Here is a 23,751-nt window from a genome sequence, read left to right as displayed (position 1 = left end):
TCGGTGACCAGCCGGGGCTCCGCCCCGGGCCGGGGGCTCCGCCACCCGGAACCCCCGAGGGATCTCTGCGTCGCGCCGGAACCGCGTCCATAGCTCGTTATGGTTCTTGCATGATCGCCGCACGCTTCGCCCGTTTGTCCGCCGTCTGCGCCCTCCTGCTGGGTGCCTCCTTCGCGGGCGTCGCGCCCGCCTCGGCGACGGGCGCCGCGGGGTCCTGCCCCGAGGGCGGCGGCGTGACGGTGGTCGTCGACTTCGGCGACCTGGGCCCGCAGCCGCTCGTCCGCTGCGCGCCCGGCACGCCCGCGAACGGCATCGCCGCCCTTCAGGAGGCCGGGATCGACGTCGCCGGCTCGCAGAAGTACGGCCTGGCCGTGGCCTGCCGGATCGACGGCAAGCCGGGGCCCGACGTCGAGTCGTGCGCGGGGATGCCGTCGGCGACGGCGTACTGGAGCTACTGGCACGCCGCGGCGGGTGGCAAGTGGGAGTCGAGCCAGGAAGGCGCGCAGACGTCCAAGCCGGCCGCTGATGGCTTCGAGGGCTGGGCGTTCGCGCGGCCGAAGTCGGCGAACGACCTGCCGGCGCCGCCTCGCGTCGCGCCGGTGCGCCAGGCCGCCAACCCCGCTCCGGCGCCGGCGCAGCAGGGCAGTTCGTTCCCGTGGGGCCTGGTCATCGGGGCCGTCGTGATCGTGGTGGTCGCCGGCGCCGGGATCGTCGTGGCCCGTCGCCGGCGTGCGCAGTAGGGCGCTGCACCCCGGCGCCTGGTGGGTGTGGGCGCTCGCGCTGGCCGTCGCCGCCAGCCGGACGACGAACCCGCTGCTGCTCGGCCTGATCATCGCGGTCGCGGGGTTCGTCGTCGCGAACCGGCGCAGCGACGCGCCCTGGGCGCTGGCGTTCCGGCTCTACGCGTACGTCGGCGCGCTGATCGTCGCGTCGCGCGTGTTGTTCCGGATCCTGGTCGGCGGCGAAGACGGCGGGCACGTCCTGCTGGCGCTGCCGCGGATCCCCATGACGGCCGGGTTGTCCCTGCTCGGGCCGACGTCCGCGGAGGCGCTGCTCGGCGGCTTCTACGACGGCCTGCGGCTGGCGACGATGGTCGTCTGCGTCGGCGCGGCGAACGCGCTGGCGAACCCGAAACGCCTGCTCAAGGCGGTCCCCGGGGCCCTGTACGAGGTGGGCACGGCGGTCACGGTGGCCCTGACGGTCGCGCCGCAGCTCGTCGAGAGCGTCCAGCGCGTGCGGCGGGCGCGGCGGCTGCGGGCGGGCCGGACTCGCGGGCTGCGGGCGGTCAAGGGCATCGTGGTGCCGGTGCTGGAGGACGCGATGGACCGGGCGCTGCGGCTGGCGGCCGCGATGGACTCCCGGGGCTACGGGCGCCGGGCGTACCTGAGTCCCGGGGTGCGGGTGCTGATCGCCGCCTGTGTGCTGTCCGGGCTGGTCGGCGTGTGCGTCGGCGTCTACGGCGTGCTCGACGGGACGTCGTCGTGGCCGGGCGTGCCGCTGCTGGCCGTGGGGCTGGCGGTGGCGGTCGTGGGGTTCGTCGTCGGCGGGCGGCGCGTGCGGCGGACCGCGTACCGGCCGGACCCGTGGCGGTGGCCGGAGACGCTCGTCGTGCTCGCCGGCGTCGGGTCGTGCGTGCTGCTGTTCGTGTCCGCGCGGGTCGACCCGGCGAACCTGTTCCCGTCGTTGAGCCCGTTGCGATGGCCGGAGGTTTCCCTGGTGCACGTGGTTTCCCTGCTCGTCGCGGTGCTGCCGGCGTGGGTCGCGCCGCCTCCCCCGGAGGTCGTCCGGTGATCGAGTTCTCGCGGGTCACGGTGACCTACCCGGACGCGGCGCGCCCGGTGCTTTCGGACGTCTCCCTGCAGGTCGAAGAGGGTGAGCTGTGCCTGGTCGCGGGCCCGACCGGGGCCGGCAAGTCGACGTTCCTCGGCGCGATCAACGGGCTCGTCCCGCACTTCACCGGCGGCCGCTTGGCCGGTCGTGTGCTGGTCGGTGGGCTCGACACGGCTTCGCACCCGCCGCGTGAGCTGGCTTCGGTCGTCGGGGTGGTCGGGCAGGACCCGCTCGCGGGGTTCGTCACGGACACCGTCGAGGAGGAACTGGCGTACGCGATGGAGCAGCTCGCGGTGGCGCCGGACGTCATGCGCAAGCGCGTCGAGGAAACCCTTGACCTGCTGGGCATCGCGGACCTGCGGCACCGTCCACTTCGGACTTTGTCGGGCGGGCAGCAGCAGCGCGTCGCGATCGGCTCGGTGCTGACGGCGCACCCGTCGGTCGTGGTGCTCGACGAGCCGACGTCGGCCCTGGACCCGACGGCGGCCGAGGACGTGCTGGCGGCGATCACGCGGCTGGTGCACGACCTCGGGACGACGGTGGTCGTCGCGGAGCACCGGATGGAGCGGGTGGCGCAGTACGCGGACCGGTTGCTGTACCTGCCGGGCGACGGTTCGGTCCGGTCGGGACCGCCCGCGGAGATCTTGGCGAGGTCGTCGATCGCCCCGCCGATCGCCGAGCTGGGGCGGCTCGCGGGCTGGTCGCCGCTGCCGTTGTCGGTCCGGGACGCCCGGCGGGTCGCGGGGCCGCTGCGGTCGCGGCTTCAGAAATTGTCGGTGGTGGGTCGTACTCTCTCGGTGACCGGTCAAGCACTGGACGTGAGAGAGGTGGTGGTCCGCCACGGGGATGTCCTCGCGGTGCGTGGGGTGGACCTGCGCGTCGGGCAGGGGGAAGTAGTCGCGCTGATGGGACGCAACGGCTCCGGCAAGTCGTCGCTTCTCTGGGCGGTGCAGGGCAGCGGCCCGAGGTCGGCGGGGAAGGTCGACGTCGGCGGCGCGGACCCGGCAACGCTCAAGCCACGAGCGGCCCGTCAGCGCGTGGGGCTGGTCCCGCAGACCCCGGCCGACCTGCTGTACCTCGATTCGGTCGACGCCGAGTGCGCACAGGCCGACACGGAGTCCGAGGTACCGGCGGGAACGGCCCGGGCCCTGCTGGACCGGCTCGCCCCCGGGATAGCCGGTGAAGCGCACCCCGGCGATCTCTCCGAAGGGCAGCGACTGGCGCTGGTGCTGGCGGTCCAGCTGGCGGCGGCCCCGCCGGTCGTGCTCTTGGACGAGCCCACGCGCGGTCTGGACTACCACGCGAAAAGGCGCTTCGCGTCGACCCTGCGAGAGCTGGCCTCGCAGGGTCACGCGGTAGTGCTGGCCACGCACGACGTCGAGTTCGTGGCCACGGTGGCCCACCGCGTGGTGGTGCTGGCCGAGGGAGAGGTGGTAGCGGACGGCCCGACGAAGGAGGTGATCGTCGCCTCGCCGGCGTTCGCCCCACAGGTGGCGAAGATCTTGGCGCCGGAGAAGTGGTTGACGGTGGACGAAGTCGCGGAAGCGCTGGCATGAGAACGGAGGAGGCGGAGGGCGGGGGCGGGCGGGCGGGAAGCCAAGGCCTGCCACGAGCGGCGGCTTCTTTGGGCGCTTGGCCTGGCGAGGCTTTGCGGGTTCGTTCGGCCGGCTGCCAGGGCCTGCGGCGACCAGCTGCTCCTCGGCTCGGCGCGGGGTTGGCCAGCGGCGCCGTCTCGCGCAAAGTCGCGTCATCGGAGGTCTCGTCATGACTGACTTCCTCGGCCCGCGGACCCGCGCGGTCCGCGTAACCCTCCAACCAGCGCTGGTCCTCGGGGTCGCGACCGTCCTCGGGCTGGCCATGTTCTGCTGGCCCCTCTTCGCGCACCCGCAACCCACCGCGGCCGCGCACACCACCGACGCCCCGTTCGTCTTCATGGCGACCCTGCCGGTGCTGATCCTGGTCGTCCTCGCCGAACTTTCCCGCGGTGGCATCGATGCCAAAGCGCTCGCCCTGCTCGGTGTGCTCTCGGCCGTCAACGCGGGGCTACGACCCCTCGGCGCGGGCACCGGCGGGATCGAGCTGGTCTTCTTCCTGCTCGTCCTCGCCGGGCGCGTGTTCGGCCCCGGCTTCGGGTTCGTGCTGGGCTCGACCTCGCTGTTCACGAGCGCGCTGCTCACCGCCGGCGTGGGGCCGTGGCTGCCGTTCCAGATGCTCGCGTCTTCGCTCATCGGGCTCGGGGCCGGGCTGCTGCCGCGCAAACCGCGTGGCAAAGCCGAGGTCGCCATGCTCGTCGCGTACGGCGTCTTCGCGGCTTACTTCTTCGGGCTGCTCATGAGCCTGTGGTCGTGGCCGTTCCTCGCCGGCACCAGCACCCAGCTCGGGTTCGTGCCCGGCGCACCGCTACCGGACAACCTGCACCGGTTCGCGGCGTTCACGATCCTCACCTCGACGCTCGGCTGGGACACCGGCCGGGCGATCACGAACGCGGTCGCGATCGTGCTGCTCGGGCCGGCCGTCCTCGCCGTACTGCGGCGCGCCGCTCGGCGGGCCGCCTTCGATGCGCCCGTGGAGTTCGGTCAGCCGTAGGAGTAGAAGCCGCGGCCGGTCTTCTTGCCCAGCAGGCCCGCGTCCACCATGCGCAGCAGCAGGGGCGGCGACGAGTACAGCGGCTCCTTGAACTCCGCGTACATCGAGTCCGCGATGGCCTTGATCGTGTCCAGTCCGATCAGGTCGGACAGGCGCAGCGGGCCCATCGGGTGCGCGGTGCCCAGCTCCATGCCGCGGTCGATGTCCTCCGCCGACGCGAAACCCGACTCGATCATGCGGATCGCCGAGAGCAAGTACGGCACCAGCAGGGAGTTCACGATGAAGCCGGCGCGGTCCTGGGAGCGGATGACCGTCTTGCCCAGGGCCGTCGTCGCGTGCTCTTCCGCGCGGCGGGCCGTCTCCTCGCTGGTCAGCAGCGAGGGCACCAGCTCCACCAGCGGCAGCACCGGCACCGGGTTGAAGAAGTGGATGCCGACCACCTGCTGCGGCCGGCTCGTCGCCATGCCCAGCTTCATGATCGGGATGGACGAGGTGTTGGACGCGAACAGCGCGTCTTCCGCCTCGACGATCTTGTCCAGCTGGCGGAAGACGTCGACCTTCGCCTGCTCCTGTTCGAGAATCGCCTCGATGACCAGGTCGCGGTCGGCGAACTCGGCGATGTCCGTCGTGAAGCGGAGCCTGCCCAGTGCCGCGTCGGCGTCCTCCGGGGAGAGCTTGCCGCTCTTGACGCCGCGCTGCAGCGACTTCTCGATGCGGGCCTTACCGGCGTCGAGCGCCGGCTGGTTCACCTCGGTGACTACGACGTCCAACCCGGACCGGGCGTGCACCTCGGCGATGCCGGACCCCATGAGGCCCGCCCCGACGACTCCAACCCGACTTACCACCGGCTCACTCCTTCGTCCGCCTCGCGAACCCGCACGTTTACAGGCAGCATGCAGCGCGCGAGGGCGGTCGCCGGATGTGTCCCGGCTACGCCCTCGCGCGGTTACGCGTGCTCAACGACGGTACTCGTCGTACCCATCGTCGTACGGGTCTTGATCATCGCTGTCGGACTCCTCGTGGTGGACACTGGAGGAGTTACTCGACAGCTCGCGCTGCAAAGCATCGAAGTCGGTCTCGTGCGAGCTGTACTTGAGCTCGCGCGCCACCTTCGTCTGCTTGGCCTTAGCCCGGCCGCGCCCCATGGCTCGACCCCCTCGCACAGGGGCGGGGCGGCCGGGGGAATCGGCGGCCCCGCATCGTCTCGACAATTCTTTCCTGCTCACACCGTACCGTGTCCCGGGGGTTGGATGCGACGTGGCACGGTGTGCCGGTGGTGACAGTGTCGGCCGGACACCGGTTACCGGCCGGTCGGTGGCGATCGGCGCAGGTAGGCGTGCCACGATCTACTCGTGCTCCGTCCCTTCGCGGCCTACTTGCGGGTGTACGAACCCCTGCTCGCCCTGGGCGAGCCGCCGGACGAACGGCTGCGTGCGGCCGTCGCGGCGGCCAAGCTGCGGCGGACGGACGCGGGGGCGCGCGAGCAGGCCATGTGGCTCAAGTCACAGGTCGCGGCGCCGCGGCGGCTGCTGCCCGCCGAGCTCGCCGACGGGCGTCCCGCGCCGAGCCTGCTGACCGACGTCCTGGTGCTCGCGCCCGAGGACGTGCCGGACGGCCGGGCCGGGCAAGGACCGTTCGTCTGCCCGCTGGAACTGCGGGCCCGCTCGGCCGCGGCACTGGTCACGTTCATCGGGGACGCGCACCCGGCACTGAAGAACGTCGTCCTCGACGAGGGCGGCTTCACGCAGGAGACGATCCGCGCGCGGACGAAGTCGGCGATGGCGGACCTGAGCACGTCGGCGGCGCACACGCTGTCGACGACGTGGACCGTCCCGCTGCCGTGGTTCGTGCTGGTCGACCCGGACGAGCGCCGGCTGGTGCTCGGCAGCGGCCGCGACGACCCGAAGCGCGAACTGTCCTGGCGCACCACCCTCGCCGACGCGCAGCACCGGGCGCGCGAGGCGGGCGAGCTGCTGGAGCAGACGTTCGGCGACTCCGGGCCCGGGCGCGTGCTGTTCGAGACGCGGCGGTGGCTGGACAACTTCCACGCGGACTCGGTCGTCGAGCTCGACTACGGCGGCCTGGTGCAGCTGTTCGCCGACCCGATCCTGGAGTCGGACAACACCGCGGACGAGGTCCACGACATCCTGGACGCGCTGCGCTCGGGCAACGTCGAGGAGCTGGCGGAGCTGTTCTCCGACCTGCGCGAGTTCTGGGGCGACCTCGCGGCGAAGGAACGCTCGAACTAGCGGTCCGAAACCGTCGGTGCCCACCGGTAGCGTGGAAAACGGGGGCTGCTCAGCGCAGCTCGGGCACCCGGACCTCGCCGACTGGGCGCCCGCCGCCGAGCACCGAGCCGCGGGCCAGCTCGTCGAGCCCCGAGACGTCCGCACCCAAGTACCGCAGGGCCTCGACCGCCAGGGGCGCGCACGCCCGCTTGTTGCCGTCGTCGATCTTCATCGCCACCGCGAACCCGTCCGGGAGTGCGAACGCGTGGACGCCCTCCGCGCCGCCCTTGGCGACCAGACCGTCCACGGCGGACATCAGCTCCGTGTCCTCGCGGCCCGTCCCCGCCACCAGCCACGGGTGCGCGCGCATGGCCGAGGCGACTTCGGAAGCGGGACCCGAAGTCGCGGACGCCACCCGGCCGAACGCGCGGGCGAGCCCCGTCAAGGAGAACGCGAAGAGGGGCGCGCCGCAGCCGTCGACGCCCGTGTGGGCGATCGGCTCGCCCGTCAGCTCCGCGACCACCGCGGCGAGCGCCTGCTGCAGCGGGTGGTCCGGGGACTCGTACCCCGATGTCGGCCAGCCGGCGCGGACGCAGGTCGTCAGCATCGCCGTGTGCTTGCCCGAGCAGTTCATCATCACGCGCCGCGGCTCGGCGGCGTCGCGCATGCTCGGGACGTGCAGCGGGAAGTCCGGCGGGCACGCCAGGTCGTCTTCGCTCAGCCCGGCCGCGCCGAGCAGTTCGAGCACACGCTTCACGTGCCCCGGCTCGCCGGAGTGCGACGCGCACGCCAGCGCCAGCTCTTCGCCGGTGAAGTCCAGTCCGGACCGCAGCATGCCGACCGCCTGCAGCGGCTTGTTCGACGAACGCGGGAAGACCGGCGACGTCACGTCACCGAGGGCCAGGCGCGCGTCGCCTTCGGGGCCGGTGATCACGAGCGCGCCGCGGTGGACGCTTTCCACGAAACCGGATCGGACGACCTCCGCGAGGACGGGGTTCGTCACTCGCCGTGCCCGCCTTCGCTTTCCAGCAGCTCGTCCACAGTGGCCGAACCCTGCTGGTAGCGCTTGGCGATCTCCGCGTTGAGCGCGTCCATCACGCCTTGGACCTCGCGCCGGAAGGACGAGACCGACAGCTCTTCGCTGGCGTAGGTGTCCAAAGCGGAGGCGAGCTTCTCGTCCGTCAGGGATTCGACGTCGGTCAGGTCCGTGTCGCCGATCAGCGCCTCAGCGTGCCGCCGGTGCTCGCCGGCGCGGGACGGCTCCAGCTGCTGGTGCCGCCCGGAGCCCGCGGCCGGGCCCAGCGCGTTGTCGGCGAGGATCGTGGCCAGCTGGTCGACGATGCTGGACTCGCCGCCGGAGCTGCGCCGGGCCTGCTCGGCGCGCACGATGTCGATCCGGGCGTGCAGGAGCCGGCGCAGGTAGGACAGGTCCGTCTCTTCCTGCGCGGCTTCGTCGCGCCGCTCGCGCAGCACCTTCAGCGGCAGTTCACCCAGGCCGCTGAGGTACCCCGGGCCGAGCACGCGGTCGATCCGCCGCCTGCCGCCGGGCCGCACTTCGATCACAGCGCAGTTTATCCCGGTTGAGCGTGATCTCGCTGTCAGGGGCTTTGGTTCAACCACGAAGTTGCGCCGCCGCCGTGCGGCCGGGTGCGGGCTGCTCCGACGGGACGGAATCGGGGTCGATCGCCGCCTGGACGAGGTTGTCCTCGGAACCGGTCAGCAGCTCGGCGTTCACCGGAGTAGACCGCTTGACCAGCGCCAACGCGATCGGGCCGAGCTCGTGGTGCTGGATCACCGTGCCGATCCGGCCGACGGTCCGGCCGTCGAGCAGCACCGGGTCGCCGGTCTCGGGCGTGACCTCGGGCGAACCGTCGAGGTGCAGCAGCAGGAGGTTGCGCGGCGGGCGTCCCACGTTGTGGACCTTCGACACGGTCTCCTGGCCGCGGTAGCAGCCCTTCGCGACGTGCGCGGCCGAGCCGACCCAGCCCACCTCGTGCGGGATCGTGCGCTCATCGGTGTCGACACCCAGCCGCGGCCGCAGCGACTCGACGCGCAGGGCGTCGAACACCCAGCTGCCCGCCGCCCGCGCGCCCGCGTCGGTGAGCCGCTTCCACCAGTCCACCAGCGAGGCACGCGGGACCGCCAAGTCGACGCTCGACCGGCCGGGCCACGGCATCCGCCGCGCGAACCCGCCGCCCGGCAGCGCCGCGACCGCGTACGGCTCCGGGCCGACCTCGGCGCCGACCGCGCTCAGCACGCGCTCGGCGTCCGGGCCGAGCACGGTGAGCAGCGCGAGCTCTTCTGTCGCGTCGCGGATGTCCACCTTGGACCAGAACTTCATCGCCTCGAGGTACTCGCGCAGCGTCTGGGGGCCGCCCTTGGGCAGCGCGCTGGTGACGCTCGTGCCGGGGTCGGTGTCGAGGTAGACGGTGCCGTCGAGGTGCGCCACGACCATGTGCGTCTCGACGCGGCCCTGGCTGTCGAGGACCAGCGCCTCGGTGCCCGAGCCTTCGGCCAGCTCGGTCACGTGCTGCGAGATGACCAGGTGCAGCCACGACAACCGTTCTTCGCCGGTGACGGCGAGGAATTCGCGGTGCGACCGGTCGATCACGACCACGCCGCGTGACGCGGTGCGCTGCTCCGCGAACGGGTCTCCCCAGTGCCAGGGGACGCCGGCTTCGGGGTGGTCGTCGGGCGAAGGGATCGATCCGGGCACGTCCAGCAGCGGCGAGCGGTACGGCATACCGCCCAGCCTAGGTGAGTACCGTGGCCGCATGCGCGTCCTCGTCTTCCTCGACGGAACCCCGGCCGACCCCGACACCGCCCAGATCAAGGTCGACGACCTCGGTCTGCTGCGCGGCGACGGCGTCTTCGAGACGATCCTGGTCGTCGACGGCAAGCCCCGTGAACTGCGCCCGCACCTCGAGCGGCTGGCCCGCTCGGCGGCCATGCTGGACCTGCCCGAGCCCGACCTCGGCGTGTGGGAACGCGTCGTGGCCCAGGTGCTCGAGCGGTGGACCGGCGGCCGCGAGATGACGCTGAAACTGGTGTACACCAGGGGATCCGACGGCGACCCCGCCGCCGTCCCGACCGGGTTCGCCCTCGGGTCCGAGATCCCGCCGTCGATCTTGAAGGCGCGCGCCGAGGGAGTCGCCGCGATCTCCCTCGAACGCGGCTTCCCGCCGGACCTCGCCGAGCGCGCGCCCTGGCTGCTGCTCGGCGCGAAGCCGTTGTCGTACGCGATGAACATGGCCGCGGTGCGCGAGGCGGGCCGCCGCGGCGCCGACGATGTGATTTTCACCGCCGCCGACGGCTCGGTCTTCGAAGGCCCGACGTCGACCGTGGTGCTCGCCAAGGGGCGGACGCTCTACACGCCGCCGTCGAGCATCGGCATCCTGCCGGGCACGACCCAGGCCGCGCTGTTCCGCGGCGCGGAGAAGGCCGGCTGGGTGGTCAAGGTGGAGCCGCTGACCGTGCGCGACCTCGTCGAGGGCGACGGCGTCTTCATGGCGTCGAGCGTGCGCAAGCTGACCCGCGTGCACACGCTGGACGGCGACCGGCTGCCCGACTCGTCGGCGGTGTACGCCGAGCTCGTCGCGGCCTACGAGGCCGAGTACGCCTGACCGAAGCGGATCCGGACGACGGCGGGGGCGACGGCTTCGGCGCGGTAGGCGGCGATCTTGTGGTGGCCGTCGATGATCAGTTCGCGGTCGCCGTCGGCCAGCACGACCGCGACCGGGCGGTGGCCGGTGCGGATGGCGGTCCGGTAGTAGCCGACGCGGGCTTCGTCGGACGGCGGCCAGGTGTCGGTCGGGGTGAGGAGCTGGTCGTCGGGGAGCCGTTCCGGGCCGGTGACGTGGTAGTCGCCGTCGACGAGCAGGTCGAGGACCGGGCCGAGCGTGGCGGCGAGCGGGCGGCGCAGCTGACCGGTGGCCAGCGCGATCCGCAGCGACTGGGGCAGCTCCGCCCGCACCCGCGTGTTCACGTCGAGGAAACCCGTGCCACCGCTGATCGTCACCTGTTCCACGCCTATCAGGACGGGTGGCGGCGCGACATGGTTCCAGCACTCACGCGGACGGGTGCACCGCGTGACCCGGGTCTCACCCGCGTAGCGGTACCGGACTTTCAGGACACCCGGAAGCGCACCCGGGTGCCCGGCCGGGCCTGGGCGAGCGCGCTCAGCGCGGCGGGCCGCACGACGGCCGCGACGGGGTAGCCGCCGGTCGTCGGGTGGTCGGCGAGGAACACGACCGGCAGCCCGCTCGGCGGCACCTGGATCGCGCCCGTGACGACGCCTTCGCTGGGCAGCTCGCCGTCGACCGCGCGGCGCAGCGGCGTCCCGTTCAAGCGCAGGCCGACGCGGTTGGACTCCGCCGTGACCGTCCACCACGCGGAGAGCCCGCGGGCCGGGTCGTCGAGCCAGTCGTCGCGCGGGCCGAGCGCCACGGGCACCACCAGCTCCCCCGGCGCCGGCGCCGGGACGACGACGTCCGCGCCCGCCGGGATCCCGGCCGCGTCACCGAGCGGCAGCACATCGCCGGCCGCCAGCGGCTCGGGACCGATGCCGGACAGGACGTCGCGCGAGCGGCTGCCCAGCACCTCCTCGACGGCGATCCCGCCGGACACCGCCAGGTAGCAGCGGAGCCCGGCCGACGGCGTGCCGACGGTCAGCGTCTGGCCGGCTCGCACGGGCACCGGCACGTGGGAGCCGAAGGGGCGGCCGTCGACGGAGACCGGGACTGCCGGGCCGGTCACCGCGACCGTCGCCGAGGCGGTGAGCCGCACCTCGAGGCCGCCGAGCAGCGCTTCGATGCCCGCGGCCGTCGAGGGGTTGCCGACCAGCCGGTTCGCCAGCCGCAGCGACGCGGTGTCCAGCGCGCCGGACGGCGCGACCCCGAGGTGCGCGTAGCCGGGCCGGCCCAGGTCCTCGACCAGCGCGTACCGCCCGGGGTCGAGCACTTCGAGGGACCTCACCGGACGGTCCGGAAGCGGACGCGGTCACCCGGCGCGAACAGCGCGGGCGGGTCGGCCTGGGGGTCGAACAGCGTCGCGGACGTGTGGCCGAGCAGCCGCCAGCCACCCGGCGATTCGCGCGGGTAGACGCCGGTGAACTCACCCGCCAGGCCCACCGACCCGGCGGGGACGCGGGTGCGCGGCGACTCCAGCCGGGGCTGCCGCAGCTGTGGCGGAAGCCCGGTCAGGTAGCCGAAGCCGGGCGCGAAACCGGTGAACGCGACCGTGTAGACGGCTTCGGTGTGCAGCTCGACGACGGCGTCCGTGGAGAGCCCGGCGTCTTCGGCGACGAGGGAAAGGTCGTCGCCGTCGTAGTGGACGTCGAGGGTTACTTCGCGCGGCTCGCCGGCGGGCGGGTGCGTCAGATCGGCGTCGTCGAGCAGGGCTTTCACGGCGGCGACCCCGCCGACGACGAGCAGGCTGCGGGCGCCGGGCACGAGCTCGACGACTTCGGCGGGGCGGGCGGCGAGAACGGTCGCGTGCGCCGCCCGCATCTGCTCGAGCGAGTCGCAGTCCAGCAGGGCGGCGTCCTCGCCACACCGCCGCCAGCGCACGGCGTCAGCCGACGACGCGGTGCAGCAGCGCCGAGGTGTGTGGCTGCATCTCCTGGCCCATCATCGCGCGTTCCTCGACGTAGCCGAGGGAGCCCTCGATCAGGCCGTACAGCCGCTGGGCCGCGGTGACGTCCTTGGCCGTGGCCGTGCGGATCACCGCGTCGGTGCCGAGCTCCCAGGACGTCTGGTTGCGCGGCTTGCCGTAGTACAGCTCGACGATGCCGGTGTTGTGGGTGAGCAGCAGCTCGATCGTGTCGTCCTCCTGCGGCCGCCAGAACCCGGACTCGCGGGCGGCGGGGCGGATGACGTTGCCGTCGTCGTCCAGCAGCCACGCGCGGGCCTCGTGGATCAGGAAGGGGCGGCCGTCGTGGGAGATCGTCAGCTGCTGCGCGAACTTGCGGGGGCCCTCGATGGTCGGGTAGTCGACCTCGCCCTCCCCGCGCCAGACGCCGACGAGCGGCAGCAGGGCGAGACAGGCGTCGTTGAGGTTCGGGCCCTCACGCAGGTTCGCGGTGTCGTTCGGGATGGGCAGGTCGTCCCACAGCGGGAGGTTGCGCACGCGGGTGCTCTCCGCGCGGGCCTCGGCTGCCGCGATGGCTTCGTCGCCGCTAGCGGTCATGGGTCAGCGCTGGTCCGCGTACAGCCGGTAAACGACGTAGACGGCGAACCAGGTGATCGCGACGCCCGCCAGCACCAGGAGGGTCGTAAACAAGGCTTCCACGGCTGGCAGCTTAGTCCGCGACCCGCCGCGGGGCCCGGGTGAGGGTCGCCGCGGTGAGCACAGTCACCCGCCCGGAACGCCACGAGGGGCACCTTCGTGGACTCGAAGGTGCCCCTCGTGACGAACGAACGTCAACCGACCGAGATGGCCAGCTGGTGCAGGCCCGGGCCTTCCGCCTTGACCGTCGCCTCGCCGTTGCCCGTGCGGTGCAACGCGCGCACCGTCCAGTCACCGGGCGCCGCGTAGAAGCGGAAGTCGCCTTCGGCCGAGGAGACCACCTCGCCGGTGAAGTCGCCGCCGCCGTCCAGCAGCCGGACGAACGCGCCGCCGACCGGGCCGTCCGCGCCCGTCACCTTGCCGGCCAGGACCACCTGGCCGCGCGTGTCGTAGTCCGCCGGCGTGGCCTCCTGGGCCGGTGCGCCGCAGCTGTCGTCTACCGCCATCACTTGGCTCCCAACTCGACCGGCACGCCGACCAGCGAGCCGTATTCCGTCCACGAACCGTCGTAGTTCTTGACGTCCTCGTAGCCCAGCAGCTCGTGGAGCGCGAACCAGGCGATGGAGGAGCGCTCACCGATGCGGCAGTAGGCGATGGTGCCCTTGCCCTCGTCGATGCCCTCGTCCTTGTAGAGCTCCTTGATCTCTTCCTCGGTCTTGAAGGTGCCGTCCTCGTTGGCGACCTTCGCCCACGGCACGTTCAGCGCGCCGGGGATGTGCCCGGGAACCTGGGACTGCTCCTGCGGCAGGTGCGCCGGGGCGAGCAGCTTGCCGGAGAACTCGTCCGGGGAACGCACGTCGACGAAGTTCTTCGACCCGATCGACTGGACGACCTCGTCGCGGAACGCGCGCAGCGAGAGGTCCTGGTCCTGCGCCTGGTAGTCCGTCGTGTCGCGCTTGACCTCGTCGGAGTTCAGCTCGCGGCCGTCGAGCTCCCACTTCTTGCGGCCGCCGTCGAGCAGCTTGACCTTGTCGTGGCCGTACAGCTTGAAGTACCAGTACGCGTACGCGGCGAACCAGTTGTTGTTGCCGCCGTAGAGGACGACGAGGTCGTCGTTGGCGATCCCCTTCTCCGAGAGGAGCTTCTCGAAGCCCTCCTTGGAGACGAAGTCGCGGCGCACGCCGTCCTGCAGGTCCTTCCGCCAGTCGAACTTCACCGCGCCCCGGATGTGGCCGGCGTCGTAGGCGGTGGTGTCCTCGTCGACCTCGGCGAACACGACGCCGGGGGTGTCCAGGTTCTCCTCGGCCCACTGGGTGGTGACCAGGACGTCTTCACGGCTCATGGGAACAGAACTCTCTTCCTTGGTTGAAATTCAGGACGCGCGGGCTGGGGTGAAGCGTTTGATCAGCAAGTACATTTCGCAGCCGAGGCAGAAGTTGAAGGCCGCGTTGAGGAAGGCGGCGAACAGCGCGAACGCCGTCGCGACGATGCCGAGCGGGGTGATCCCCACCGCGAATCCGATCGTGCCGACCAGGGCGAAGACGAACCCGACGGCCTGGGCGAACCGCAGCGGCGCCGCGTCCTCGCGTTCGTCGGTCGGGCCGAGGCGCGGGGCCACGAGCGTGCGGTACACGATCGAGTAGGGCGCGGGCTTGAGCCCGACGAAGGCGCCGATGGCGAACACGACGGTCTGGATCGCCAGCAGCGGCCACCACTGGGTGACCAGGACGACCGCGAGCACGATCGTGGTCAGGATGGCGGCGAACCGCGGGCCTCGCGGGTCGACGGCCGGTCCGGCGGACATGGTTCCTCCAGCTGGAGCAGGCGGGGTGCGTGCGAACGGCACGCGGCAGCGGCATCAGGGCTGGTGCGGACCGGACGTGCTTCAGCGCCGGTCGGAGGAAAGGCGACACAGGCTGCTGCGGACGCGGCAGAGGTCGACTGCGCGTCGCTGCGTCAAGAAGGTGGTCAGCCCGGTCACGGGTGCGAGGGTACCCAGAGCTCCCTCAGAGTGGGAACCACGTTCATACCTTGGGACGATTCCCAGCAGCCGGAACAACCCCTGGTCAGGACGTCCGGGTCGTGAGATGCGGCCGCAGCGCGTCCAGCAGTTCGGGGCCCTTGGGGACGCCGCCGACGCGCAGCAGCTCCCGGCCGTCCGGGGTCAGCGCGATCGTGGTCGGCGTCCGCAGCACGGACAGCGACTGCGCGACCTCCGGCTGGTTCGTCACGTCGAGTTCGACGTGGTGCAGGCCGTCGGTGCGCGCGGCCAGCGGCTCGAGCACGGCCTTCGCGTGCCGGCAGGGCGCGCAGAAGGTGGTGGAGATCTGGACCAGCGTCACGGCGGACGCCGGGTCGAGCACGTCGGCGACGGGGCCGGGCAGCGTGCGGGCGGGCTTGGCGGCCCGGACCCGGCCGTTGCGCGCCCGCAGCAGCACGCCTACGGCCGCGGCGGCCACCAGCGTCGCCACGAGCACCCACAGCCCCGTCACCAGCCGCTCCTTACCTGCTCAAGTCCGCGAAAGACACGTTCGTCGCTTCGCCCTTGACCGTCACCGATCCGCTCTGCACCCGCACGCCGGTCGGGGTGACCGACAGCGGCAGGTCCTTCGTGTTGATCGAGGCGCTGAAGTTCGGCATCAGCACCTTCTGCACCGCAGCCGGGACGACCGTCGTCTCCTGGTCGTTCCCGAACTGCAGCCGCTTCGGGACGAAGTTGATCGCCCCTCCCTTCGCGTCGGCCTCGATCATCGCGAAACAGAAGATTTCCAGATCCTTGCCCGCGAACTGAAGGTGTCCCGAAATGCGGACACCCGTGCTCGACTCATCCTGCTCGGCCTGGCCCTCGGTGGTCGTCGTGGTCGGCGTCGGCTCGCTCTGCCCGCTGTCGCCGTTCTGGACGTACTGGCTGGTCGACGGCTCGATCCGCAGGTCCTTGATCTTGTCCAGCGGCGACAGGCGGGCCAGGTCGGCGGCCTTGATGGTCACCGAGCCGGTCAGCTTGCCGATCGTGATCGCCTTGGTGTTGCCGTTCGTGAGGTCGGACAGCGGCGCGTTGACGTTTTCGAGCTCGGCGTTCACCGCGACGTCCTGGAGCTTGCCCGCGACCGGCACGCCGGCGGCGGACACGCTGATGTGACTGTAGTCACCGCCGAGGGCCTGCGTGAGGAACGGGAAGCCGTGGATCGTCACCGACGGGTCGTCGGTCAGCTGCAGCTGCGTGCGGGCCTTCTGCGAGATCATGTGCTCGGCGTACGCCGCGGCCCCGAAATCGGCGCCGACCAGCAGCAAGACCAGGACGACGAGCGCGATCACCCAGCGCCGGGCCCGGCGCCCGCGGCGCCGCGCGTCCGGCCTCGGTGCGGGTCGGTCGTCCCGGGTCACGGGCCTGCTCACCATCGCGTCCGTACTCCTGTTCGTCGGGGACACCGGGGATTTCTCCAGGTGTGATCGATCCAGCAAGGGTTAGGTGCCCGGCCGTTGAGCCGCTATTCTCACTTAGCACCGGCAGACGCCACCTGTGAGGCGACGACTTGTGAAGGCGGTGCGGCTGATGAGCCTGGACCTTCTGGTACTGACTGCGGAAGCCGACGCCACTTCGGTGCTCCCCGCGCTGGACCTGCTGCCGCACACCGTACGCGTCCGCGCGCCGGAGGTGACCGCCCTGCTCGACGCGGGCCACCGCGACGTCATCCTCCTGGACGCTCGCAGCGACCTGGCCTCGGCGAAGAGCCTCTGCCGGCTGCTCAAGGGCACCGGCGAGGACGAGGCCGCGACCCCGATCATCGCCGTCGTCGGCGAGGGCGGGCTCGTCGCCGTCAGCGCCGAGTGGCGCACCGACGACATCCTGCTGCCCACCGCGGGGCCGGCCGAGGTCGACGCGCGGCTGCGGCTGGTCACCACCCGCGACGGCGGCTCCCAGCAGGTCGACGCCGAGCTGCGCGTTGGCGAGCTGGTCATCGACGAGGCGACCTACACCGCCCGCCTGCGCAAGCGCACCCTCGAACTGACCTACAAGGAGTTCGAGCTGCTCAAGTACCTCGCTCAGCACGCCGGCCGGGTGTTCACCCGCGCCCAGCTGCTGCAGGAGGTCTGGGGCTACGACTTCTTCGGCGGCACGCGCACGGTCGACGTGCACGTCCGGCGGCTGCGCGCGAAGCTCGGCCCGGAGCACGAGCAGATGATCGGCACCGTGCGCAACGTCGGCTACAAGTTCGAGCGGCCCGCCAAGGGCGGCGTCCCCCGCCAGCCCGCGGCCCCGGCCGAGGCACCGGCGGAGACCCCCGAACTCGCGCACTGACGCCGTCACACTTTCCAGGACGCGGTGAGACCCGTCGCGTTGCCTCCGGCGCGGGTACGGTCGCAGGGTGACTGGAGACGGCGAGTGGCGCCAGGAACTGGACGACAAGCAGCTCGACGACGTCCGCGGGCTGCTGCTGGCCGTCCGCGACGCCGACGGGCGGCCGGAGGTCGAACCTGAGGGGCCGCTGCCCGGTGAGTTCGACGGCGGCGAGCACCTCGTCGCCTGCATCGACGGTGACGTCGTCGGCTACGCCCACCTCGACACCACCGGCGACTCCTTCGGGCACCAGGTCGCCGAGCTGTTCGTGCACCCCGCCCACCGCGACCGCGGCTACGGCGCGAAGCTCCTGCAGGCGGTCGACGAGCGCGCCGCGGTCGGGTTCCGCATCTGGGCGCACGGCGACCACCCGGCGGCGCGCAAGCTCGCGCTGAAGACCGGCTTCGAGCGCAAGCGCGAGCTGCTCATCCTGCACACGGAGGTCGAGGGCGCGGACTGGCCGGAGCCGCGGCTGCGCGACGGCGTCTCGCTGCGCACGTTCGTCCCGGGGCAGGACGAGGACGCCGTCGTCCAGGTCAACGCGCGGGCCTTCGACTGGCACCCCGAGCAGGGCGCGCTGACCGCCGACGACATCCGCGCCGACGAAGCTCGCTCCTGGTTCGACGCCGACGGCTTCTTCCTCGCCGAACAAGACGGCCAGGTCATCGGCTTCCACTGGACGAAGGTCCACGAGCCCACCCCGGGCCGGTTCGGCGGCGAGCGCGTCGGCGAGGTCTACGTCGTCGGCGTCGACCCCGCGGCGCAGGGCGGCGGCCTCGGGCGGGCGCTGACGCTCGCCGGCCTGCGGTACCTGGCGAGCCGGGGGCTGCGGCAGATCATCCTGTACGTCGAGGGCGACAACGCCCCGGCGCTCGCGGTCTACACCAAGCTCGGGTTCACGCGTCACGAAACCGACGTCCAGTACGGCCGGTGACCACGGTGGACGCGGCGCGAACACCTCGTCACGGTGTGCGAACACGCAGGTCACGGCCCGGACACGGCGCCCTATCGGGCTAGTAGCACTCCTCACATCCGGAGCCTTGTTCACTTTTCGTTCACCTGGACAGGGCCACCCGTCCACCGGCGCTGCCTAATGTCCGGATCCGGCGCGGCAGCACAGCCGCGACGACCCGGTCAAGCTCCTGATGGAGGAAACAGCAGTGAAGATCATGCGGCCCCTGAGCGCGGTGGGCATCGTCGCGAGCGCCGCCCTCGTGCTCGCCGCCTGTGGTTCCGACCCCGCGGCGTCCAACAGCAGCAGCTCGAACTCGGCTTCGGCGCCCGCTGCTACCGGCACGGCCGACGTGGAGTGCGGTGGCAAGAGCCCGCTCTCCGCGGAAGGTTCGTCGGCGCAGAAGAACGCCATCGACATCTTCACGCAGCAGTTCAGCAAGAAGTGCGCCGGCCAGCAGGTCAACTACAACCCGAGTGGTTCGGGCGCGGGCGTCAAGCAGTTCAACGCCAACCAGATCGACTTCGGCGGCTCGGACTCGCCGATCAAGGACGCCGACGCCGCGGCCGCCAAGGCCCGCTGCGCCAGCGACGCCTGGAACATCCCGATGGTGGTCGGCCCGATCGCGGTCGCCTACAAGCTGTCCGGCGTCGACAAGCTGACGCTGACCCCGTCGGTGACCGCCAAGATCTTCAGCGGTGGCATCACCAAGTGGAACGACCCGGCCATCAAGGCGGTCAAGGGCAACGAGAGCCTGAACCTGCCGGACAAGCCCATCCAGGTCGTCTCGCGCGCCGACGAGTCGGGCACCACCGACAACTTCCAGAAGTACCTGGGCGCGGCGGCGAAGGCCGACTGGACCAAGGGTGCCGGCAAGAAGTTCAACGGTGGCGTCGGCAACGGTGCGCAGGGCTCCAACGGCGTCGCGACCGCGGTGAAGGCCTCCGACGGCGGCATCACCTACGTCGAGGGCGCGTTCGCCAAGGACGGCCTGACCGCGGCCCTCATCGACAGCGGCTCCGGCGGCGTCGAGCTCAACGCGGCGAACGTGGCGAAGTCCCTCGACGCGGCGAAGTTCCTCAAGGACGGCTCGAACGACCTCGCGCTCGACCTCAACGGCATCTACGCCAGCAACACCCCGGGTGCCTACCCGCTGCTGCTGACGACCTACGAGATCGTCTGCTCGAAGTACGCGAACCCGGACGTCGCGAAGGCCGTCAAGGCGTTCCTGACGGTGGCCGCCACCGACGGTCAGCAGCCGCTGTCCGCCAAGGGCTACGTGCCGATCCCGCAGTCGCTGCAGACCAAGGTCCTGACCGCCGTCAAGGCGATCTCCTGAACCGGCATTGCGACTGACATCCGAGTGATAGAGGCTGGTCAGAAGTAGCTGATGAGCGAGTCATCCTCGACGCGAACGCCCACCGGCGACCCCGGTGGGCGTTCGTCGTCCGCCACGACGCCCCCGGAGGTCCCGATTTCGGAGCAACCAGCCCCGCCGGCGGCGTCGCAGCCGCCCGCGGGCGAGAAAGCGAAGAAGGTGCGGCCCGGTGACCGCATCTTCCAGAACCTGACCACCGGGGCCGGGATCTTCGTCGTCGCCCTGATCGGCCTGATCGGGCTCTTCCTGCTGATCCAGGCGATCCCGGCGCTGCAGGCCGACAAGGCCAACTTCCTGTTCAACCACGGCTGGTCGACCAGCGACCCCGGCAACATGTCGTTCGGCATCCTCGACCTGCTCGAGGTGACCGTGGCGACGTCGGTCGTGGCGCTGATCATCGCGATGCCGGTTTCGCTGGGCATCGCGCTGTTCCTGACCCAGTACGCGCCGAAGCGGCTCGCGCGGCCGTTCGCGTACGTCATCGACCTGCTCGCCGCGGTGCCGTCGATCATCTTCGGCCTCTGGGGCATCCTGGTCTTCGCGCCGGCGATCGAGCCGTTCTCGCAGTGGATCAACACCACGTTCTCGTGGTTCCCGCTGCTGGCGCCCGGCAACGTCGCGCCGAGCGTGCGCGGCACGATCTTCACCGCCGGCATCGTGCTGGCCGTGATGATCCTGCCGATCATCACGTCGCTCTCGCGCGAGGTCTTCGAGCGCACGCCCACCCCGCACATGGAGGGCGCGCTGGCGCTCGGGGCCACCCGGTGGGAGGTCATCCGCACCACGGTGCTGCCGTTCGGCAAGGCCGGGTACATCGGCGCGTCCATGCTCGGCCTCGGCCGCGCGCTCGGTGAGACGATCGCCCTGGCCGTCATCCTGCTGATCCCGCAGGGCAAGAACTTCGACTGGAGCCTCTTCGACGGCGGTGCCACCTTCGCTTCGAAGATTGCCGCGAACTACAGCGAGTTCAACAACGAGATCTCGGCCGGCGCGTACATCGCGGCCGGCTTGGTGCTGTTCGTGCTCACCTTCCTCGTCAACTTCGCCGCGCGCTCCGTCATCGGCAAGAAGGGGGACTGAGCATGTCCACCACCACGCTCGAAGCCCCGGCGACCACGCCCGCGTTCCAGCAGGTCAGCATGGCCCGCAAGGTCAAGAACGGCATCGCCACGGCGCTGGTCTGGCTGTCGTTCCTGATCGCCGTCGTCCCGCTGGTGTGGGTGCTCTACACGGTGATCGCGAACGGCATCAAGCGCATCCCGTACTCCAACTGGTGGTCCCAGGACCTGGGCAACTACCTGTCCGACGAGGTCGGCGGCGGGGTGCTGCACGCGATCATCGGCAGCCTGCTGCAGGGCCTGGTGTGCGCGGTCATCGCGGTGCCGATCGGCATGCTCGTCGCGATTTACCTCGTCGAGTACGGCCGGGGCAAGCTCGCGAAGGCCACGACGTTCATGGTCGACATCCTCTCCGGTGTCCCCTCGATCGTCGCCGCGCTGTTCATCTACGCGCTCTGGATCACCACGTTCGGCCTGCCGCGCAGCGGTTTCGCGGTTTCGCTGGCCCTGGTGCTGCTGATGATCCCGGTGGTCGTCCGCTCGTCGGAGGAGATGCTGCGGATCGTCCCGGACGACCTGCGCGAGGCTTCCTACGCGCTGGGCGTGCCGAAGTGGAAGACGATCATGAAGATCGTGCTCCCGACGGCGATGTCCGGCATCGTCGGCGGCGTCATGATGGCACTGGCCCGCGTGATGGGCGAGACCGCGCCGCTGCTGGTCCTGGTCGGCTACTCCGCCTACACGAACTGGGACATCTTCAGCGGCGAACAGGCCGCGCTCCCGCTGTTGATGAACAACGAGCGCGTCACCAACTCGATGGATCCCGGCTCGGTCGGCTTCGACCGGATCTGGGGCGCGGCACTGACCCTGGTGCTCATCATCGCGATCATCAACCTCCTCGCCACCGTGTTCGCGCGCCTCGTCGCCCCGAAGAAGAAGTGAGCTGTTCCTGATGGCCAAACGACTCGATGTCAAGGACGTCGACATCTACTACGGCAAGTTCCACGCCGTGGACGGTGTCACCCTCTCCGTGCCGCCGCGCAACGTCACCGCGTTCATCGGCCCGTCCGGCTGCGGCAAGTCGACGGTGCTGCGCACGCTCAACCGCATGCACGAGGTCATCCCCGGCGCCCGCGTCGAGGGCGACGTCCTGCTGGACGGCGAGAACATCTACGCGTCGTCGGTCGACCCGGTGCAGGTGCGCCGCACGATCGGCATGGTGTTCCAGCGCCCCAACCCGTTCCCGACGATGTCCATCAAGGACAACGTCGTCGCCGGGCTGAAGCTGGGTGGCACCAAGGGCAAGAAGACCCTCGACGACATCGCCGAGCGCGCCCTGCGCGGCGCGAACCTGTGGAACGAGGTCAAGGACCGCCTCAACAAGCCGGGTGGCGGCCTGTCGGGTGGTCAGCAGCAGCGTCTGTGCATCGCGCGGGCGATCGCGGTCCAGCCGGACGTGCTGCTGATGGACGAGCCGTGCTCGGCCCTGGACCCGATTTCGACGCTCGCGATCGAGGACCTGATCGGGGAGCTGAAGAAGGACTACACGATCGTCATCGTGACGCACAACATGCAGCAGGCGGCGCGGGTTTCCGACCAGACGGCGTTCTTCAACCTGGCCGGGGTGGGCCAGCCGGGGCGTCTGGTGGAGCTCAACGACACGGAGAAGATCTTCTCCAACCCGGACGAAAAGGCCACGGAAGACTACATTTCCGGCCGCTTCGGCTGAGTCGTCGTTGGGGGACAAGGCCTTTCTCGCCGGTGCTCGGGGTCGGCGAGAAAGGCCTTTTTCTTTTGTCCTTTGTGGATCACGCGGGAACGTGGCGCAGCGTCAGGATTCCCGATTCCCACGCTTTGCTTTCCACCAGCTTCAATTCCCGCCGCTCGGTGAACATCGGCTGCCCGGCGCCGATCGCCGTCGGGTAGAGCTTGGTCCAGTACTCGTCCACCAGTCCCTGTCGGACGAACTGCTGCACGGTCGAAACCCCGCCGAAGAGCACCATGTCCTTGCCCGGCAAGGCCTTCAGTTCGGCGACCGTGCCGGCGAGGTCGGCTGCCAAGCGGTGCGGCGCGGCGACCTCGGTCATCGTCCGCGAGAAGACCACCTGCGGCGTCGAAATCATCCACGTCGCGAAGTCGACCAGCTCGGCCGGGCTCGCCGGGTCCGTCGCCTGCGCGCGGAAGTTCTGCTCGATCCCGTGGTGGAAGTTGCGCCCGGTCAGGATCGTGTCGACGCGGGACCGCAGCTCGTCCGACAGGGGGATGTTCATCGCCGGGTCGGGCGTCATCCAGTCCAGTTCGCCCGCCGGGCCGGCCAGGTGGCCGTCGAGGGTGAGGTTGACGTAGGCGATGACCTTGCGCATGTCCGGCTCCTTCGTGGGTGTGCTGTCACCCGTTGAGAGACACCGTCCGCGCGAAACTCATCGGTCTCCACGAAAAAGGCCCCTGACCTGCGTCAGGGGCCTTTTCGAAAGGGTGACTCAGATGTCGTCGTCGGAACCGTAGCCCGGCATCTTGCCGGTGACCACGAAGATCATCCGCTTCGCGACCGACACCGCGTGGTCGGCGTAGCGCTCGTAGAAGCGGCCCAGCAGGGTCACGTCGACCGCCGCGGCCACGCCGTGCGGCCACTCGCGGTCCATCAGGACCGTGAAGAGGTGGCGGTGGATGTCGTCCACCTGGTCGTCGTCGGACTCGATCGTCTTCGCCGCTTCGATGTCCTTCGAGTGGATGACCTGCTCGACCTGGCGGGCCAGCTTGACCGCCACTTCGCCCATCTCGGCGAAGTACGGCTTCACGGCCTCGGGCAGCACCGGGTCGGGGTGGCGGCGCCGCGCGGCCTTCGCCACGTGCAGCGCCAGGTCGCCCATCCGCTCCAGGCTTTCGGCGGCGTGGATCGCCGCCAGCACCGTGCGCAGATCGGTGGCCACGGGCGCCTGCAGGGCAAGCAGGGCGTACGCCTGTTCCTCGCACTGGGCGCGGGCGTCGTCGACCTTCGCGTCGTCGCTGATCACCTGTTCGGCGAGACTGAGGTCGACCTCCAGCAGTGCCCGTGTGGCGCGCTCCATGGCGTCGGCGACCTGGACCGACATCGCGGCCAGGTTGTCGGCGAGCTGATCGAGTTCGACATGGTAAGCCTCACGCATGGCCCAACC

28 protein-coding genes are annotated in these 23,751 nt (G+C 70.9%); 12 read left to right on the top strand and 16 right to left on the bottom strand.

The genetic code is table 11. The features are described 5' to 3' along the window. The first annotated feature begins 110 nt into the window (after positions 1 to 110). The 4 genes from ACZ7OH_RS15395 (at position 111) to ACZ7OH_RS15380 (ending at position 4,416) form a co-directional block, all read left to right on the top strand. The gene (locus ACZ7OH_RS15395; protein WP_470281363.1) at positions 111 to 740 is read left to right on the top strand and encodes a hypothetical protein; all 630 of its coding nucleotides are present in this window, start codon (positions 111 to 113) and stop codon (positions 738 to 740) included. Beyond that, a complete protein-coding gene (locus tag ACZ7OH_RS15390) occupies positions 730 to 1,791 on the top strand; it encodes a CbiQ family ECF transporter T component (RefSeq protein WP_470281362.1) in 1,062 nt (353 codons plus the stop codon). Before ACZ7OH_RS15395 ends, ACZ7OH_RS15390 begins: the two co-directional genes overlap by 11 nt. Beyond that, positions 1,788 to 3,386 carry an ABC transporter ATP-binding protein gene (locus tag ACZ7OH_RS15385; RefSeq protein ID WP_470281361.1) on the top strand — a complete coding sequence of 533 codons (1,599 nt, stop codon included), beginning with the start codon at positions 1,788 to 1,790 and terminating at the stop codon, positions 3,384 to 3,386. The genes ACZ7OH_RS15390 and ACZ7OH_RS15385 overlap by 4 nt, the downstream gene beginning before the upstream one ends. A gap of 208 nt (positions 3,387 to 3,594) precedes the next feature. Further along, the gene (locus ACZ7OH_RS15380) at positions 3,595 to 4,416 is read left to right on the top strand and encodes an ECF transporter S component family protein (RefSeq protein WP_470281360.1); all 822 of its coding nucleotides are present in this window, start codon (positions 3,595 to 3,597) and stop codon (positions 4,414 to 4,416) included. On the opposite strand, the gene ACZ7OH_RS15375 is transcribed toward ACZ7OH_RS15380, so the two are convergent. Both ACZ7OH_RS15375 and ACZ7OH_RS15370 read right to left on the bottom strand, forming a co-directional pair. Next, positions 4,407 to 5,261, bottom strand: a complete 855-nt coding sequence (locus ACZ7OH_RS15375) for a 3-hydroxybutyryl-CoA dehydrogenase (RefSeq protein WP_400896728.1) — start codon at positions 5,259 to 5,261, stop codon at positions 4,407 to 4,409. The genes ACZ7OH_RS15380 and ACZ7OH_RS15375 overlap by 10 nt on opposite strands. 111 nt (positions 5,262 to 5,372) lie before the next feature. Beyond that, positions 5,373 to 5,561, bottom strand: a complete 189-nt coding sequence (locus ACZ7OH_RS15370) for a DUF3073 domain-containing protein (protein ID WP_329053976.1) — start codon at positions 5,559 to 5,561, stop codon at positions 5,373 to 5,375. A gap of 207 nt (positions 5,562 to 5,768) precedes the next feature. Here ACZ7OH_RS15370 and ACZ7OH_RS15365 point away from each other — a divergent pair, with 207 nt between their 5' ends. Continuing rightward, positions 5,769 to 6,665, top strand: coding sequence for a DUF8083 family protein (locus tag ACZ7OH_RS15365; protein WP_400896726.1), 897 nt, complete (start codon positions 5,769 to 5,771; stop codon positions 6,663 to 6,665). Positions 6,666 to 6,714: 49 nt separating this feature from the next. Here the strand turns inward: ACZ7OH_RS15365 and ACZ7OH_RS15360 are convergent, their stop codons facing one another. From ACZ7OH_RS15360 to ygfZ, 3 genes are read right to left on the bottom strand one after another with little or no spacing between them, the layout of a single operon-like run. Then, positions 6,715 to 7,647, bottom strand: coding sequence for an asparaginase (locus ACZ7OH_RS15360; protein WP_470281359.1), 933 nt, complete (start codon positions 7,645 to 7,647; stop codon positions 6,715 to 6,717). Next, positions 7,644 to 8,207, bottom strand: a complete 564-nt coding sequence (locus tag ACZ7OH_RS15355; RefSeq protein WP_364447699.1) for an RsiG family protein — start codon at positions 8,205 to 8,207, stop codon at positions 7,644 to 7,646. Before ACZ7OH_RS15355 ends, ACZ7OH_RS15360 begins: the two co-directional genes overlap by 4 nt. Positions 8,208 to 8,256: 49 nt before the next feature. Then, positions 8,257 to 9,387, bottom strand: coding sequence for a CAF17-like 4Fe-4S cluster assembly/insertion protein YgfZ (gene ygfZ / locus ACZ7OH_RS15350; protein ID WP_470281358.1), 1,131 nt, complete (start codon positions 9,385 to 9,387; stop codon positions 8,257 to 8,259). Between the two features lie 31 nt (positions 9,388 to 9,418). On the opposite strand from ygfZ, the gene ACZ7OH_RS15345 reads away from it, so the two are divergent. Next, on the top strand, positions 9,419 to 10,267 hold the full coding sequence (locus ACZ7OH_RS15345) for an aminodeoxychorismate lyase (RefSeq protein WP_470281357.1): 849 nt from the start codon (positions 9,419 to 9,421) through the stop codon (positions 10,265 to 10,267). Here the strand turns inward: ACZ7OH_RS15345 and ACZ7OH_RS15340 are convergent. From ACZ7OH_RS15340 to ACZ7OH_RS15300, 9 genes are all read right to left on the bottom strand, one after another. Further along, complete coding sequence (locus tag ACZ7OH_RS15340; RefSeq protein WP_470281356.1) at positions 10,246 to 10,671, bottom strand: hypothetical protein; 426 nt, start codon at positions 10,669 to 10,671, stop codon at positions 10,246 to 10,248. The genes ACZ7OH_RS15345 and ACZ7OH_RS15340 overlap by 22 nt on opposite strands. Before the next feature lie 98 nt (positions 10,672 to 10,769). Further along, positions 10,770 to 11,618 (bottom strand): 5-oxoprolinase subunit C family protein, encoded by an 849-nt coding sequence (locus tag ACZ7OH_RS15335; protein ID WP_470281355.1) that lies wholly within the window; start codon positions 11,616 to 11,618, stop codon positions 10,770 to 10,772. Next, a complete protein-coding gene (gene pxpB / locus ACZ7OH_RS15330) occupies positions 11,615 to 12,211 on the bottom strand; it encodes a 5-oxoprolinase subunit PxpB (protein ID WP_470281354.1) in 597 nt (198 codons plus the stop codon). Before pxpB ends, ACZ7OH_RS15335 begins: the two co-directional genes overlap by 4 nt. 4 nt (positions 12,212 to 12,215) lie before the next feature. Further along, the gene (locus tag ACZ7OH_RS15325; protein WP_470281353.1) at positions 12,216 to 12,830 is read right to left on the bottom strand and encodes a heme-binding beta-barrel domain-containing protein; all 615 of its coding nucleotides are present in this window, start codon (positions 12,828 to 12,830) and stop codon (positions 12,216 to 12,218) included. Positions 12,831 to 13,063: 233 nt separating this feature from the next. Then, positions 13,064 to 13,375, bottom strand: coding sequence for a DUF1416 domain-containing protein (locus ACZ7OH_RS15320; protein WP_470281352.1), 312 nt, complete (start codon positions 13,373 to 13,375; stop codon positions 13,064 to 13,066). After that, on the bottom strand, positions 13,375 to 14,211 hold the full coding sequence (locus tag ACZ7OH_RS15315; RefSeq protein ID WP_470281351.1) for a sulfurtransferase: 837 nt from the start codon (positions 14,209 to 14,211) through the stop codon (positions 13,375 to 13,377). Before ACZ7OH_RS15315 ends, ACZ7OH_RS15320 begins: the two co-directional genes overlap by 1 nt. Before the next feature lie 30 nt (positions 14,212 to 14,241). Continuing rightward, a complete protein-coding gene (locus ACZ7OH_RS15310) occupies positions 14,242 to 14,673 on the bottom strand; it encodes a DUF4395 domain-containing protein (protein WP_470281350.1) in 432 nt (143 codons plus the stop codon). A 262-nt stretch (positions 14,674 to 14,935) separates the two neighbouring features. After that, complete coding sequence (locus ACZ7OH_RS15305; RefSeq protein ID WP_470281349.1) at positions 14,936 to 15,361, bottom strand: TlpA family protein disulfide reductase; 426 nt, start codon at positions 15,359 to 15,361, stop codon at positions 14,936 to 14,938. Between the two features lie 10 nt (positions 15,362 to 15,371). After that, a complete protein-coding gene (locus ACZ7OH_RS15300) occupies positions 15,372 to 16,268 on the bottom strand; it encodes an LmeA family phospholipid-binding protein (protein WP_470281348.1) in 897 nt (298 codons plus the stop codon). Between the two features lie 154 nt (positions 16,269 to 16,422). Here ACZ7OH_RS15300 and ACZ7OH_RS15295 point away from each other — a divergent pair, with 154 nt between their 5' ends. From ACZ7OH_RS15295 to pstB, 6 genes are all read left to right on the top strand, one after another. Continuing rightward, on the top strand, positions 16,423 to 17,169 hold the full coding sequence (locus ACZ7OH_RS15295) for a winged helix-turn-helix transcriptional regulator (protein WP_470281347.1): 747 nt from the start codon (positions 16,423 to 16,425) through the stop codon (positions 17,167 to 17,169). A gap of 67 nt (positions 17,170 to 17,236) precedes the next feature. Next, positions 17,237 to 18,142, top strand: coding sequence for a mycothiol synthase (gene mshD, locus ACZ7OH_RS15290; protein WP_470281346.1), 906 nt, complete (start codon positions 17,237 to 17,239; stop codon positions 18,140 to 18,142). A 226-nt stretch (positions 18,143 to 18,368) separates the two neighbouring features. Further along, positions 18,369 to 19,499, top strand: a complete 1,131-nt coding sequence (gene pstS / locus ACZ7OH_RS15285) for a phosphate ABC transporter substrate-binding protein PstS (RefSeq protein ID WP_470281345.1) — start codon at positions 18,369 to 18,371, stop codon at positions 19,497 to 19,499. Positions 19,500 to 19,697: 198 nt separating this feature from the next. Further along, positions 19,698 to 20,618 (top strand): phosphate ABC transporter permease subunit PstC, encoded by a 921-nt coding sequence (gene pstC / locus ACZ7OH_RS15280; RefSeq protein ID WP_400897570.1) that lies wholly within the window; start codon positions 19,698 to 19,700, stop codon positions 20,616 to 20,618. 2 nt (positions 20,619 to 20,620) lie between these two features. Further along, positions 20,621 to 21,538, top strand: coding sequence for a phosphate ABC transporter permease PstA (pstA, locus tag ACZ7OH_RS15275; protein ID WP_400896694.1), 918 nt, complete (start codon positions 20,621 to 20,623; stop codon positions 21,536 to 21,538). A gap of 10 nt (positions 21,539 to 21,548) precedes the next feature. Next, positions 21,549 to 22,325: a phosphate ABC transporter ATP-binding protein PstB gene (pstB, locus tag ACZ7OH_RS15270; RefSeq protein ID WP_020642202.1), complete on the top strand. Its 777-nt coding sequence runs from the start codon at positions 21,549 to 21,551 to the stop codon at positions 22,323 to 22,325. Between the two features lie 79 nt (positions 22,326 to 22,404). On the opposite strand, the gene ACZ7OH_RS15265 is transcribed toward pstB, so the two are convergent. Together ACZ7OH_RS15265 and phoU are read right to left on the bottom strand one after the other, a co-directional pair. After that, positions 22,405 to 22,959, bottom strand: a complete 555-nt coding sequence (locus ACZ7OH_RS15265) for a dihydrofolate reductase family protein (RefSeq protein ID WP_470281344.1) — start codon at positions 22,957 to 22,959, stop codon at positions 22,405 to 22,407. Positions 22,960 to 23,076: 117 nt separating this feature from the next. After that, positions 23,077 to 23,742: a phosphate signaling complex protein PhoU gene (gene phoU / locus ACZ7OH_RS15260; protein ID WP_400896690.1), complete on the bottom strand. Its 666-nt coding sequence runs from the start codon at positions 23,740 to 23,742 to the stop codon at positions 23,077 to 23,079. Positions 23,743 to 23,751: the final 9 nt, after the last annotated feature.

This window comes from Amycolatopsis sp. NPDC114478, from assembly GCF_055633805.1.
The sequence above is the reverse complement of the archived record's forward strand: the minus strand, read 5'-3'. Positions and strand labels throughout refer to the sequence as shown.